This is a genomic window from Variovorax sp. Soil_C_39, from assembly GCF_057656815.1.
Genome location: NZ_JBDGJQ010000005.1, coordinates 220,605 through 233,430 on the forward strand (window position 1 = coordinate 220,605; position 12,826 = coordinate 233,430).

At 67.5% G+C, this 12,826-nt stretch carries 13 protein-coding genes; 5 read left to right on the forward strand and 8 right to left on the reverse strand.

All coding sequences use genetic code 11. The features are described from left to right. Positions 1-5: 5 nt before the first annotated feature. The 3 genes from AC3A6J_RS15315 to AC3A6J_RS15325 form a co-directional block, all read right to left on the reverse strand. Complete coding sequence (locus AC3A6J_RS15315) at positions 6-185, reverse strand: hypothetical protein (RefSeq protein ID WP_487860815.1); 180 nt, start codon at positions 183-185, stop codon at positions 6-8. A 100-nt stretch (positions 186-285) separates the two neighbouring features. After that, on the reverse strand, positions 286-1,158 hold the full coding sequence (locus AC3A6J_RS15320; RefSeq protein WP_487860816.1) for an N-formylglutamate amidohydrolase: 873 nt from the start codon (positions 1,156-1,158) through the stop codon (positions 286-288). Positions 1,159-1,164: 6 nt separating this feature from the next. Then, positions 1,165-2,127 carry a tripartite tricarboxylate transporter substrate binding protein BugE gene (locus tag AC3A6J_RS15325; protein WP_487860817.1) on the reverse strand — a complete coding sequence of 321 codons (963 nt, stop codon included), beginning with the start codon at positions 2,125-2,127 and terminating at the stop codon, positions 1,165-1,167. 115 nt (positions 2,128-2,242) lie between these two features. On the opposite strand from AC3A6J_RS15325, the gene AC3A6J_RS15330 reads away from it, so the two are divergent. Beyond that, entirely contained in the window at positions 2,243-3,157 is a 915-nt protein-coding gene (locus tag AC3A6J_RS15330) for a LysR substrate-binding domain-containing protein (protein WP_487860818.1), read from the forward strand. Between the two features lie 5 nt (positions 3,158-3,162). On the opposite strand, the gene AC3A6J_RS15335 is transcribed toward AC3A6J_RS15330, so the two are convergent. Together AC3A6J_RS15335 and AC3A6J_RS15340 are read right to left on the reverse strand one after the other, a co-directional pair. Next, positions 3,163-4,140, reverse strand: coding sequence for a tripartite tricarboxylate transporter substrate binding protein (locus tag AC3A6J_RS15335; protein ID WP_487860819.1), 978 nt, complete (start codon positions 4,138-4,140; stop codon positions 3,163-3,165). 5 nt (positions 4,141-4,145) lie between these two features. Further along, positions 4,146-7,094: a DNA topoisomerase III gene (locus tag AC3A6J_RS15340; protein ID WP_487860820.1), complete on the reverse strand. Its 2,949-nt coding sequence runs from the start codon at positions 7,092-7,094 to the stop codon at positions 4,146-4,148. 179 nt (positions 7,095-7,273) lie between these two features. Between AC3A6J_RS15340 and AC3A6J_RS15345 the strand changes: the two genes are divergently transcribed. Genes AC3A6J_RS15345 through AC3A6J_RS15355 form a run of 3 tightly spaced genes read left to right on the forward strand, consistent with a single transcriptional unit; the run spans position 7,274 to position 8,931 of the window. After that, on the forward strand, positions 7,274-7,891 hold the full coding sequence (locus tag AC3A6J_RS15345) for an SET domain-containing protein (RefSeq protein WP_487860821.1): 618 nt from the start codon (positions 7,274-7,276) through the stop codon (positions 7,889-7,891). 4 nt (positions 7,892-7,895) lie between these two features. Continuing rightward, entirely contained in the window at positions 7,896-8,723 is an 828-nt protein-coding gene (locus tag AC3A6J_RS15350; RefSeq protein WP_487860822.1) for a biotin--[acetyl-CoA-carboxylase] ligase, read from the forward strand. Between the two features lie 16 nt (positions 8,724-8,739). After that, on the forward strand, positions 8,740-8,931 hold the full coding sequence (locus AC3A6J_RS15355; RefSeq protein ID WP_487860823.1) for a sporulation protein: 192 nt from the start codon (positions 8,740-8,742) through the stop codon (positions 8,929-8,931). A 16-nt stretch (positions 8,932-8,947) separates the two neighbouring features. Here the strand turns inward: AC3A6J_RS15355 and AC3A6J_RS15360 are convergent, their stop codons facing one another. Beyond that, the gene (locus AC3A6J_RS15360) at positions 8,948-10,390 is read right to left on the reverse strand and encodes a sensor histidine kinase N-terminal domain-containing protein (protein ID WP_487860824.1); all 1,443 of its coding nucleotides are present in this window, start codon (positions 10,388-10,390) and stop codon (positions 8,948-8,950) included. Between the two features lie 138 nt (positions 10,391-10,528). Here AC3A6J_RS15360 and AC3A6J_RS15365 point away from each other — a divergent pair, with 138 nt between their 5' ends. After that, entirely contained in the window at positions 10,529-11,455 is a 927-nt protein-coding gene (locus tag AC3A6J_RS15365) for a hypothetical protein (RefSeq protein ID WP_487860825.1), read from the forward strand. A gap of 21 nt (positions 11,456-11,476) precedes the next feature. Here the strand turns inward: AC3A6J_RS15365 and AC3A6J_RS15370 are convergent, their stop codons facing one another. Both AC3A6J_RS15370 and AC3A6J_RS15375 read right to left on the reverse strand, forming a co-directional pair. After that, complete coding sequence (locus tag AC3A6J_RS15370) at positions 11,477-12,151, reverse strand: response regulator (protein ID WP_487860826.1); 675 nt, start codon at positions 12,149-12,151, stop codon at positions 11,477-11,479. A gap of 66 nt (positions 12,152-12,217) precedes the next feature. Further along, complete coding sequence (locus AC3A6J_RS15375) at positions 12,218-12,703, reverse strand: MarR family winged helix-turn-helix transcriptional regulator (RefSeq protein WP_487860827.1); 486 nt, start codon at positions 12,701-12,703, stop codon at positions 12,218-12,220. Positions 12,704-12,826: the final 123 nt, after the last annotated feature.

Below are 12,826 nucleotides of genomic sequence, written 5' to 3' on the forward strand. Positions count from 1 at the left end.
CGGTGTTATCGGCGCTCGGAGCGGCTCGTCGTTCCGCTGACGCCGGCGTCGATGGTGCCGAACACCGTGATGCCGCTGCCCGACGAGGCCGCGGGGCCGCTGCCGCCGGCCGACCCCGTGCCCGCACAGCCCGCCGCCAGCGCGGCGGTCAGTACGGCAAGAACAACTGCAATGAATGGCTTCACGGATAACTCCAAGCATGGGTGGGACTGAAGCCCACTATAGGCCGATGCGGCGCCGGCCGCGCCGCAACACACCCGATGGCGGCAGGGTTGTCTTCTTCGCTCAGCGCGGGTCGGTGGCCAGCAGCATCTCGACCATCGAACGCAGGTCGGCCTCGAGCCGCGCGGCGCCGCTCTCCTCGAGCGCCAGCGTGGCTTCGTCCATGTAGAGCCTGCGGTTGATCTCGACCTGGATGCTGTGCCGGTGTCCGGCTGGGCGGCCGTTGCGGCGCACCAGCTCGACGCCCTTGTAGGGATGGTTGTAGTCCACGCTGTAGCCGCGCGCGCGCAGGTGCTCGCAGATGCGCTGCGACAGCGCCGGATCGGCGGTGCTGCCATCGCGGTCGCCGATCACGAAATCGGCGTGCACGAGGCCTGGGAAATCGGTCGCATGGCTGCCCGCGACCGCCGGCATCGAATGGCAGTTGATGTGGATGCTGTAGCCGTGCCGCGCATGCGCCGCCTCGATCGCCTCGGCCACGGCGGCATGGTAGGGGCGCCAGCAGTGGTCGATGCGCGCGCGGACCTCGTCCACCGTGAGCAGGCGGTCGTAGATCGGCAGCCCCTCGTCCGTGAGCTTCCAGATCAGGCCCTTGCCGAGCCGCACCTTCGACAGCACCCGCGGATCGTCCGACAGCGGCCCGTCCCACGCACCGTCGAGCAGCGAGGTGTCGAGCTCGGTGAGGTCGCGGTTGGCGTCGAGGTAGCTGCGCGGAAAGTGCGCCTCGATCCACGCGACGCCCAGGGCCGATGCGAAGGCGTAGAGCTTCTCGACGTGGGTGTCCTCGGCGCGGCGCAAGGTGGCGAGGTCGCACACCGGCCGGAAATCGTCAGGGTAGATCGTGCCGCTGTGCGGCGAATCGAGCACCAGCGGCGTGTGCCCGGCGATGCTTGTCACCTGGGCGCGGGTCTGGATCAGTTTCAGGACAGGATGCATAGGCGGTCAGTCCAGTCGGATGCGCGCAAAGGCCGCGACCTTCTTCATCTTCTCGATTTCGCTGTCAATCTGCTTCGCGAACTCGCCCGGCGTCGTGCCCGAGGCATAGAGCCCCTGCAGCGCGAGGCGTTCGCGCACCGAGGCGTCCTTCAGCGCCGTGGCCACCGCCTGCTGCATGCGCTGCGCGATGCCGGCCGGCGTGCCGGCCGGCGCCACCAGGCCGAACCACGACGGGTCGTTGTTGGCCGGGTAACCCAGTTCGCGGTAGGTCGGCACCTCGGGCAGCACGTCGAGCCGGCCGCTCCACGACACGGCCAGCGCCACCAGCTTGTCCGCCTTCACGTGCGGCAGCGAGGAGGCGACCTGGTCGAAGTACACCGGCACCTGGCCCGCGAGCACGTCGTTGATCGCCGGGCCTGCACCGCGGTAGGGGATGTGCACCATCGAGGTTCCGGTACTGCTCTTGAAGAGTTCGCCCCACATGTGGCCGATGGTGCCGTTGCCCGGCGAGGCGTACGACACCTTGCCGGGGTTGGCCTTCAGGTACGCCACGAGTTCCGCGAAGCTCTTCACCGGCAGCACCTGCGGATTGATGACGACCACGCCCGGTGCCTTGACCAGCTCGGTCACGGCCACGAAGCCCTTGACCGGGTCATAGGGCAGCTTCTGGTAGACGGCCGGGTTCACGCCATGCGTGGACAGCGTGGCCACGCCGAAGGCGAGGCCATCGGGTGCGGAGCGGGCCACCTCGGCCATGCCGATGGAGCCGCCCGCGCCGGCGCGGTTGTCGATGACCACCGGCTGCTGCAGGATCTTGGCGAGCGGCTCGGAGAGCACGCGCGCGGTGATGTCGGTGGCGCCGCCGGGCGGGAAGGGCACGATCAGCCGAATCGGCCGGCCTTGGGCCAAAGACATTCCAGGAACGACCGAAGCAGCGGCCAGTGCGGAGAGAAAATAACGACGTTGCATGGGGAATCTTCCAATGAGGCGAGGGTGAAAAGGCAAGAAGTTGCCCTTCACATCAAGCAAAGGATAGACCAGTTAATATTCTGATCTGGAATGTTTTGATGGGCATCCTTCCACCATGTCGCTGCGCCGCCTGAACCCACCGCTGAACCTGCTGCGCGCTTTCTCGACGGTGGTGCGCTTCGGCAGCGTGTCACGCGCGGCGGAGGCGCTGCACCTCACGCAGGGCGCCGTCAGCAAGCAGGTGCAGGAACTCGAGCGCTGGATCGGCGTGCCGCTGTTCGAGCGCGCGCGCAAGCGGCTGGCGCTCACCCCCGCGGGCGAGCGCTACGAGAAGGCGGTGCGCGCGGTGCTCGCCCAGCTCGAGGCGGCCACGCTCGAACTCATCACCAGCGGCGACGGTGGCGGGGCGCTGCATCTCTCGACGCTGCCGACCTTCGGCGCCAAATGGCTGATTCCGCGCCTGCCCGACTTCCAGCGCCGCCATCCGCAGATCGCGCTGCACTTCGTGCCTTTCGTGCATGGCTACGACTTCGAGCGGCCCGAACTCGACTGCGCGATCCTGTTCGGCGACGGCCACTGGCCCGGTGCCCGCTCGCACTACCTCGCGGGGCAGGATGTGGCGCTGATTGCGCCGCGCGCGGAACTGGCCGAAGTGCGCATCCGCACGCCGCAGGACGTGGCGCGCTGCACGCTGCTGCGCCATGTGACGGTGCCGCAGTCGTGGCTGCAATGGAGCGAGGCGCACGGCGTGCACGGGCTCGATCCGCTGGCCGGCCCGCAGTTCGACCAGTTCCAGACCATGATCCGTGCCGTGATGGTGGGCATGGGCGTGGCACTGGTGCCGCGCTGCCTGGTGCAGGACGACATCGCTGCCGGCCTGGTCGACGAGCCGCTGCCCGAAGGCGGCTACCGCGGCGCCGAAGGCTACTGGTTCTGCTACCCCGAAGGGCGCGGCCAGCTCGCCACGCTCGACCATTTCCGGCGCTGGCTGCTGGCGGACGTGGACCGGCAGGCGGAACCCGCCGGCTGAGCAGGCTACTCGGGCTTGGCGCCCGAAGCCTTGACCGCCGCGCCCCAGCGGCCGATCTCGCTCGCCACGAAGCGGTCGAACTCGGCGCCCGTGGTCGGTGCAGGCTCGGAACCGCGATCGCGGATGAAGCGCGCCATCTGCTCGGTCTTGAGGATCTCGGTCACTTCCTGGTTCAGCCGCGCGGTGATCTCGGCCGGCGTGCCGCGCGGCGCCATCAGCCCGAGCCAGCCCACGGCCTCGAAGTCCTTCGTGCCCGCCACGCCGCTCTCGCGCACCGTGGGCACGTCGGGCAACTGCGACGAGCGCTTGGCCGAGGTGACCGCCAGCGCCACCGCCTTGCCCGACTTGATGTGCGGCAGCGCCGCCGTGACCGAGTCGACCATCAGCGGCACCTGGTTGCCGAGGAAGTCCGCCTGCGCCGGACCGCTGCCGCGGTAGGGGATGTGGGTCATGAACACGCGCGCCGCCGACTTGAACATCTCGCCCGACAGATGCTGCGTGCCGCCGATGCCCGCGCTCGCATAGCTGAGCTTGCCTGGCTCGGCCTTCGCGCGCGCGGTGAGGTCGGCCATGCTGCGGATGCCGCTCTCGGGCGTGGCCTGGAACACCAGCGGTACCGTGGCGATCAGCGAGATGCCCACGAGGTCCTTGCGCGGATCGAAGCCTGGCTTGACGTAGAGCGTCTGATTGACCGCCATGGCGCTGCCCGCCACCACCAGCGTGTAGCCGTCGGCCGGCGAGCGCACCACGAAGTCGGTGCCGATGTTGCTGCCCGCGCCGGCCTTGTTGTCGACGATGACCGGCTGGCCCAGCCGCTTGCCGAGCTGCTCGGCGAGCGCGCGCGCGAAGATGTCGGTGGCCTGCCCGGGCGGGAAGGGCACCACCAGCTTGACGGGCTTGTCGGGCCAGGCGGCGGCCTGGGCCGCACCGGCGGCGAACGTGCAGGCCGCGGCAAGGGCGAGGGCGAAATGTCTGCGCTGCATGGCCATCATGGCGCCGACAGGTGCTTGCCCACGATGCCGGCGAGCTCGAACATCGTCACCTGGTCCTTGCCGAACACCGGTTTGAGCTTGGCGTCGGCGTTGATCGCGCGCTTGTTGGTGGCATCCTGCAGGCCGTTGGCCTTGATGTAGTCCCAGAGCTTCTTGATGACCTCGGTGCGTGCCACCGGTTCGGCGCCGATCACCGCGGCCAGCGATTCGCTGGGCTTCAGGCCCGCGCCGGGCTTGCGCGGCGTAGCCGCCTTCTTTGCGGCCGGCGCCTTCTTTGCCGCCGGGGTCTTGCCAGCCGCCGTCTTCTTGGCCGCGGCGGTCTTCTTGGCCGCGGGCGCAGCCTTGCCGAAGGTCTTGCGCGGCGGGAATTTGCTGCCCCCTTCGCGCGGTGCGAATTCGAAGGTCACCTTGCCTTCCTCGGCGTTCCAGGTCAGGAAGGCCTTGAAGGCGCGGCGCGTGCGCATGCTCACGAACTTGTCGAGCAGGTCGGTCTTGCCCGTGGCGAGCAGCTTTTCCATCTGCGCGCGCTCCACCGGCTGTTGCAGGATGATCTTGCCGGTCTTGAAGGTGCAGCTCGGCGTCGGCTGCGCGTTGGTGGGCACCGACTTCTCGCAGACGTAGTTGCTGCCGTGCTCGAACACCGGTGCGCCGCAGATGGGGCAGGGGCCCAGCGTGTCCTGCTCGCTGAAGTCGACGATCTCGCCGGTGTCGCCGTTCTTGTCGTCGCCGAAGTCGAACTCGAGCTTCCAGTTCTTGGCTTCTTCGTCGTACTTCAAGACGATCTCGGAGGTGAACGGCCAGCCCGCCTTGGAGCGGAAGCCCTCGAGCGGGCCGATGTGCTTGTCGCGCAGCAGCGCCTCGGCTTCGGCCACCTCGAAGGTGCGCCCCGCCGGCGACTTGCCGAACGAGAAGCCGCAGGGCTCCTGGCCCGCCTTGCCGGTGCAGCTGTAGCGGCGGTAGTTCTCCTTGACCACGCCGCCGCAGTTGGGGCAGGGCGTGGCGAGCGTGGCGTAGTCGCCCGGCACGGTGTCGCGGTCGTATTCCTTCGCCTTCTTGACGATGTGCTCCGTCATCTTGGCGATCTCGCGCATGAAGGCCTCGCGGCTGAGCGCGCCCTTCTCCATCTGCGCGAGCTTGTATTCCCACTCGCCCGTGAGCTCGGCCTTGGAGAGTTCTTCCACGCCCAGGCCACGCAGCAGTGTCATCAGCTGGAAGGCCTTGGCCGTCGGGATCAGCTCGCGGCCCTCGCGCAGCATGTATTTCTCGGCGATCAGGCCTTCGATGGTGGCGGCGCGGGTGGCTGGCGTGCCCAGGCCTTTTTCCTGCATCGCCTCGCGCAATTCGTCGTCGTCGATGGTCTTGCCGGCGCCTTCCATCGCGCCCAGCAGCGTGGCTTCCGAGTAGCGTGCCGGCGGCCGGGTCTTGAGCGCCTTGAGGTCGGCGGACTCGGTCTGCACAGTTTCGCCCGGTTTCACCACGACGAGGTTCTTGCCGTCCTTCTCGTCGTCGTCGTTGACCGCTTCCTTGCCCCAGATCGCGAGCCAGCCCGGCTTGACCAGCACCTTGCCGTCGCTACGGAACGGGTACTTCTTGCCGCCCGCTTCGACCGTGCTGATACGGGTGGTCACCTGGAATTCGGCGCTCGGGAAGAACACCGACATGAAGCGGCGCACCACGAAGTCGTACAGCTTCTGCTCGGCGTCGGACAGGCCGCTCGGTGCCTGCAGCGTCGGAATGATCGCGAAGTGGTCCGACACCTTGGTGTTGTCGAAGATGCGCTTGTTGGGCTTCACGTAGCTGCCGTCGACGGCCTGCTGCGCGAATGGCGCGAGGTGCTTCATGCCGCTGGTGGCGAGCATCTTCATCGTGTCCTTGACGACCGGCAGGTAGTCCTCGGGCAGCGCGCGCGAATCGGTCCGCGGATAGGTCAGCGCCTTGTGGCGCTCGTACAGGCTCTGCGCCAGCGCCAGCGTGGTCTTGGCCGAGAAGCCGAAGCGGCCGTTGGCCTCGCGCTGCAGCGAGGTCAGGTCGAACAGCATCGGCGAGGCCTGCGTGGTGGGCTTGCTCTCCTCGGTGACGGTGGCGGGCTTGCCGCGCGCCGCATCGGCGATCTCGCGCGCTTCGCGCTCGCTCCACACGCGGTCGGCGCGGATCTCGGCGTCGGCCGCGCCGTCGGGGCCCGGCAGCGGCTTCTTGAAGTTGGCGTCGAACCACTTGCCGGGGTACTGGCCGGCCTCGGCCTGGAACACGCCGTGGATTTCCCAATAGTCGCGGCTCACGAACTTGCGGATCTTTTCCTCGCGCTCGACCACCACCGACAGCGTGGGCGTCTGCACGCGGCCCACGGTAGTCAGAAAGAAGCCGCCGTCGCGCGAATTGAACGCGGTCATGGCGCGCGTGCCGTTGATGCCCACGAGCCAGTCGGCTTCGGAGCGCGATCGCGCGGCGTCGGCCAGGCCCTGCATCTGCTTTTCGGTGCGCAGCGCATCGAAGCCGTCGCGGATGGCCTGCGGCGTCATCGATTGCAGCCACAGCCGCTTGACGGGCTTGTTGAGGCCGGTCTTGCCGCCCGCGTACTGCTCGATCAAGCGGAAGATCAGCTCGCCCTCGCGGCCCGCGTCGCAGGCATTGATGAGCTGCGTCACGTCCTTGCGCTTGGCCTGCTTGACCACGGCGTTCAGGCGCGTCTTCGTCTTGTCGACCGGCTTCAGGTCGAAATGCGGCGGAATCACCGGCAGGTTCGCGAAGCTCCACTTGCCGCGCTTCACGTCGAATTCCTCGGGCGCCTGGATTTCGACCAGGTGACCGACGGCGCTGGTCACGACGTAGCTTTCGCTCTCGAAATGCTCGTCGTGTTTCTCGAACTTGCCGGCGACCGGCGTCAGCGCACGGACGATGTCCTGCGCCACCGACGGCTTTTCTGCGATTACCAACGTCTTCATCAACATTTCCTAAAAAACAGTTCCCAGGCCGCCGCCGAGCCGCCTCAAGGCGGCCTGCGGCCCTCTCGGGGGGCAGCGACGACACGGAGTGCGGAGCGTGGGGGCCACATACAATCTGCGGCTTCCCGCGTGCGCACGCGCACACGCGCATGTGTGCATATTCAACCTAACAGACTTCGGCGATGCCTTCCAAATCCACACTTTCCGGCGGCCGCCGCATCCAGACGCGGCGCTCGACCGTCCATGGCAACGGCGTCTTCGCCGTCCAGGACATCGCGGAAGGCGAGAAGCTGATCGAATACAAGGGCGAGGTCATCAGCTGGAAAGAGGCGCTGCGCCGCCATCCGCACGACCCCGCTCAGCCGAACCACACCTTCTACTTCCACATCGACGACGGCCGCGTGATCGACGGCAACGTCGACGGCAACGCCGCGCGCTGGATCAATCATTCGTGCGATCCGAACTGCGAGGCCGACGAGGTCGATGGGCGCGTTTATATCAAGGCGCTGCGCAACATCGCTGCAGGAGAAGAGCTCAACTACGATTACGGCCTGATCATCGACGAGCCCTATACGCCGAAGCTGCTGTCCGAATTTCCGTGCTGGTGCGGTGCGGAGAATTGCCGCGGCACGCTGCTGACGCCGAAGGACGAAGACGAAGAAAAGAAGAAAAAGAAGAAGAAGAAGAAAAAAGCCAAGAAGGCCGAGAAGAAAGCCGAGAAAAAGGCCGACGAAAAAGCCGAAAAGAAGGCGGACAAGAAAGCGGAAAAAAAGAAGTCCGGCAAGGCCAGGAAAGACTGAGCGCATGACCACCACGGCCGCCTGGTTCGAGGACCGCATCGCCGCCGCCGTGGCGCCGCTGCTGCCGGGCTTTGCGGTCGAGATCGCGGCCGAGATCGATTCGACCAATGCCGAACTGATGCGCCGCGCGCGCGCCGGCCGCACCGCGCCCGTGCTGCTGGTGGCCGAGCACCAGACCGCGGGGCGCGGCCGCCTCGGGCGGCCCTGGCACAGCGCGCAGCCGCAGGGCGACAGCGCGGGCCCCTCGTCGCTGATGTTCTCGCTGGGCCTGCCGCTCGCACCGCGCGACTGGTCGGGGCTGTCGCTCGCCGTCGGCGTGAGCGTGGCCGAGAGCCTCGATCCCTCGGGTGAGGCGAAGGTCGCGCTCAAGTGGCCCAACGACCTGTGGGTCGACGACCGCAAGCTCGTCGGCATTCTGATCGAAACCGCCATGCCGCAAGGCGTGCAGGCCGCCGTGCCGGCACCGCCGCGCTACGTCGTGATCGGCATCGGCATCAACATTGGCCCGCGCGATGGCGACGGCATGCGCACGCCGCCCGCGTGGCTGCGTCAGTGGCGCCCCGAGGCCCGCGCGCCCGAGGTGCTGGCCGAGCTGACCGCGCCCCTGGTGCGCAGCGTGCAGGACTTCGAAGCGCGCGGCTTCGCGCCCTTCGCCGAACGTTTTGCCGCACGCGATGCGCTGCGCGGGCGCGAGGTCCAGCTCAGCGACGGCACGGCCGGCCTGTGCGAGGGCGTGGCCTGGGGCGGCGAACTGCAGGTGCGCACCGCCGAGGGGCTGCAGATGATCTCGAGCGACGAGGTCAGCGTGCGACCGCGCGGCATGGCCTTCTGACTAACGGGCGTTCGCCATGAAGCTGCGTCTCGTCCTCGTCGTCCTGGTGCTCGCCAACGTGGGCTACTGGCTCTGGTCGCGCGGCGACCTCGCGGGCTTCGGCATGGCGCCCGCGAGCCTGGACGAGCGCGAACCGCACCGTCTTGCGCGCCAAGTCCATCCCGAGTGGCTCCAGATCCGCAAGGACGGCGGCAGCGCCGCCCCCTGACGGCGCTGCTGGTCGGTCAGGGCGCCGCTGCCTCGCCCTCGAAGCGCACCGTGAAGCGCGCGCCCGGCGGCTGCCGCTCGGGGTGCGCATCCTCGAGCTTCACCTGCGCATGGTGCAGGTTGGCGATCTCGCGCACGATCGGCAGGCCCAGCCCCGAGCCGTCGGCTTCGTTGCCGAGCACGCGGTAGAAGGGTTCGAACACGAGCTCGCGATCGGCCTCGGCGATGCCGGGCCCGTTGTCCTCCACCTGCAGCAGCACCACCTGGCCGAAGGGATCGGCCAGCACCCGCGCGGTGATGACGCCCGGGCGCTCGGCGGTGGAGGGCGTGTAGTTGATCGCGTTGTCGAGCAGGTTGCGCGCCAGTTCCTTCAGCAGCGTCGGATTGCCTTCGACCACCACACCCGGCGCGCCTGGCTGAGCCCCGTCGTAGCCCAGGTCGACGCGTTTCTCGATGGCGCGCGGCACCGCCTCGCGCACCACCTCGATCATGAGCCGTGCGAGATCGCAGGGCTGGCGCGCGGTGCCCGCACCGGTGCTCTCGGCGCGTGCGAGCGAGAGCAGCTGGTTCACCGTGTGGGTGGCGCGCACGCTCGCGCGGCCGATCTGCTTGAGCGACTGCTTGAGCTCGTCCGCGTTGGCGCCTTCGCGCTGCGCCAGGTCGGCCTGCATGCGCAGGCCCGCGAGCGGCGTCTTGAGCTGGTGCGCCGCGTCGGCGAGGAAGCGCTTCTGCGTGTGGATCGAGTCGTTGAGCTTGTCGAGCAGCTCGTTCACCGAGGAGACCAGCGGCACCACCTCGAGCGGCACCGACGATTCGTCGAGCGGGCTCAGGTCGCCGGGGCGGCGCTCGCGGATGCGCGCCTCCACCACCGACAGCGGCTTGATGCCGCGCACCAGTGCCAGCCAGATCAGCAGCACCGCCAGCGGCAGGATCGCGAACTGCGGCAGCAGCACGCCCTTGATGATCTCGGTCGCGAGGATCGACTGCTTCTCGCGCGTCTCGGCCACCTGCAGCAGCGCAGGCGCCGCATCGTCGTTGCCGGCCAGCCAGAGCGAGGCCACGCGAACCTGTCGGCCGCGCATCTCGCCATTGCTCAGCATCACCACGCCCACAACCGGCGGCTCGTCGAAGCTGGGGTGCGGCACGTCGGCTTCGCCGCTCAGCAGCTTGCCGCGGTTGTCGAGGACCTGGTAGTAGACGCGGTCCGCACCGTCGGCGCGCAGGATCTCGCGCGCGGCCTGCGGCAGCACGAACGCCGTCTGGCCCTGCTGCACCGTGACGAGCCGCGCCAGCGTCTGCACGTTGTATTCGAGCGCCCGGTCGAACGGCGCGTTCGCGATGCCCTGGGCCACGAGCCAGGTCACGCCGATGCTCACCGGCACCAGCAGCAGCAACGGCGTGAGCATCCAGTCGAGGATCTCGCCGAAGAGGGAGCGCTGTGCGCGCTGGAAGAGTTTCAAGCGGAAGCCCTGCAACTAAAAGAATCGAAAGCGTGACGTAGTGCGAATGCGAGGGAGTTCCTGGCGCAATCCGCGCGCCGCCCGGTTGTAGTCTCGCCGGGCAGTTTCTGCGATTCGAACAATATTCAGGAGGTTTCCATGAGAGATTATTTGCCGCGCGGGTGCCCCAAACCGCTTTGGGCGGCCATGACCCTGGCGCTGGGCATCGCATTGACCGGCTGCGGCGGTGGAGGCAGCGGTGGCGGCGGCGGACTACCGGTGTTTCCAGTGGCTTCTGCGCCTGCACCGGCTCCCGCACCTCGTCCAGACCAGGAGCCGTTTCCTGGCAGCGAGCCGCTGCCTTCGTTGGCGGCACCTCAACCGGGTTCGACTGCTGCAGGCAATGGCAGCGAAGGCCTCTACTACTCGACGACCGAAATCGTGTTCCTGGGTGCAGACGGCAGCATCGCGACGAAGTTTCCGAGCGGAATCTTGTGGGGGTCGATCGCGGTCGATCGCCTGAACTGGTCTTTCAATGCAGATACTGAATACTGGCCGTACTCTTTGCCGACTGAGTCGGTAACGGGTTCCGGCACATTCGAGCCGCAGAAATCCATGATGGGCAACCATGTTCGAGGGACTTCCGCCTCTCGCCCATTCGGGCCCTTCGAATACGAGGTCAGCAACGCATTGGCCGTTTCGCAGGAAAGTGTCCTTGGTCGTTGGTCCAGTTTGGACAAGAACGAGTCTCTCAGCATTTCTATCGATGTCGGCGCGCAAGGCGCTTTCACGGGAGAGACAGCGGGCGAGCAGATTGGCGTCTGCCGTATCTCGGGCGCGATCACGCAGGCGCAGCCCGGCACGGCCAAGAACATGTATGGCTTTACCATGAATGCGGTGGATGCCAGCAACAGCGACAGCGAGAAATGCCTGCTGATAACGGACGCCGCCTATCAGGGTCCGGCTGCTATTGCATTTTCTGCCGCTGGCTTCTATGACATCAACGGCTACTATCGAAACATCGTGTTCCTGGCTCGAAATCGGAAGGGGGGCATGTTCTGGGCCGCCCTGCGCAAACAGCGGTGAGGCCGCAGAAGATCCAGGGCATCAACCTTGGATCTTCTCCAGACAGTAGCCCAGTCCGCGCACCGTCGCGATGCGCACCGGTCCCTTCTCGATCTTCTTGCGCAGCCGGTGGATGTAGACCTCGATCGCGTTGAGGCTCACTTCCTCGCCCCATTCGCAGAGGCGCTCCACCAACTGGTCCTTGCTGACGAGGCGCCCGGCGCGCTGCAACAGCACCTCGAGCAGGCCGAGTTCGCGCGCCGAGAGTTCGACCATCTTGCCTTCGATGGTGGCGACGCGGCCGGCCTGGTCGTAGACCAGCGGGCCGTGGCGAATGGTGTTGCTGGTGGCGCCCATGCCGCGCCGCGTGAGCGCCCGCACGCGCGCCTCGAGCTCCTGCAGGCTGAACGGCTTGGCCATGTAGTCGTCGGCGCCATGGTCCAGGCCCTTGACGCGTTCCTCCACGCTGTCGGCGGCGGTGAGCACCAGCACCGGCAATTGCGAACCGCGTGCGCGCAGGCGCTTGAGGATCTCGATGCCGTGCAGGCTCGGCAGGCCGAGGTCGAGGATCAGCAGGTCGAACTCGTTGTGCGTCATGAGCGCGGTATCGGCCTGCGAGCCGTTCGCCACGTGGTCGACCGCCGCGCCGGAGGTGCGCAGGCTGCGCAGCAGGGCGTCGGCCAGCACCTGGTCATCCTCCGCAATCAGAATCCGCATGCGCCACCTCCGGCCGGTTCGGGCGCCGCGCTGGCGCCCTTCACATTTGTATGTCTCCGGCCGAGTCTAGCCCGCTGTGTAGGCTTCGAGACCGATGGTTACCACGGTGGCGACGTCATGGCCGACGCTGTCGCGGAACTCGCGTTCGGCCTGCGTCACGGCACTGCGGAAGGCGTCGAGCCAGGCCAGCCCGTCGGCGGTGAAGCGCACGCGACGCGCCCGCGCGTCGAGCGGATCGGGCCCGCGCGTGACCAGTCCCCAGGCCTCGCACTGGTCCACCAGGGCGCCCATGGCCTGCTTGGTCATGCCCGCGCGGTCGGCCAGGTCGGTGAGGCGTGAACCCTCGCGCGCCAGGTGCCGGGTGATGTGGATGTGTGCGGCACTCACCTGCGCGCGCGCCGCGAGGTTCGAGAGCGCCAGCGGCACCTCGACGTCGTGCGCCATGAGTTCGAGCACGCGCGCGTCGAAGCGCCGCATGGCGTGGCCCAGCAGGCGACCCAAATGGGTCTGTCGCCATGCGTCGGGGTCGGGGGGGAATGCAATGTCGGCCACGGGCAAATGGTAAAGCAAACTGACCAAAAAATGGGTTTACTCGAATTCACCAAGCCCTACACTACTGTTCAAGCATCCAGCCTGTGATTAAAAGCAGAGCGCTGGCAGTCGCACACAAGTCAT

Excerpts from the sequence above, each read along its gene's own strand:
- AC3A6J_RS15320 (WP_487860816.1), bottom strand. The coding sequence starts at position 1,158 with ATGCATCCTGTCCTGAAACTGATCCAGACCCGCGCCCAGGTGACAAGC.
- AC3A6J_RS15325 (WP_487860817.1), bottom strand. The coding sequence starts at position 2,127 with ATGCAACGTCGTTATTTTCTCTCCGCACTGGCCGCTGCTTCGGTCGTT.
- AC3A6J_RS15330 (WP_487860818.1), top strand. The coding sequence starts at position 2,243 with ATGTCGCTGCGCCGCCTGAACCCACCGCTGAACCTGCTGCGCGCTTTC.
- AC3A6J_RS15335 (WP_487860819.1), bottom strand. The coding sequence starts at position 4,140 with ATGCAGCGCAGACATTTCGCCCTCGCCCTTGCCGCGGCCTGCACGTTC.
- AC3A6J_RS15345 (WP_487860821.1), top strand. The coding sequence starts at position 7,274 with ATGCCTTCCAAATCCACACTTTCCGGCGGCCGCCGCATCCAGACGCGG.
- AC3A6J_RS15350 (WP_487860822.1), top strand. The coding sequence starts at position 7,896 with ATGACCACCACGGCCGCCTGGTTCGAGGACCGCATCGCCGCCGCCGTG.
- AC3A6J_RS15355 (WP_487860823.1), top strand. The coding sequence starts at position 8,740 with ATGAAGCTGCGTCTCGTCCTCGTCGTCCTGGTGCTCGCCAACGTGGGC.
- AC3A6J_RS15365 (WP_487860825.1), top strand. The coding sequence starts at position 10,529 with ATGAGAGATTATTTGCCGCGCGGGTGCCCCAAACCGCTTTGGGCGGCC.
- AC3A6J_RS15370 (WP_487860826.1), bottom strand. The coding sequence starts at position 12,151 with ATGCGGATTCTGATTGCGGAGGATGACCAGGTGCTGGCCGACGCCCTG.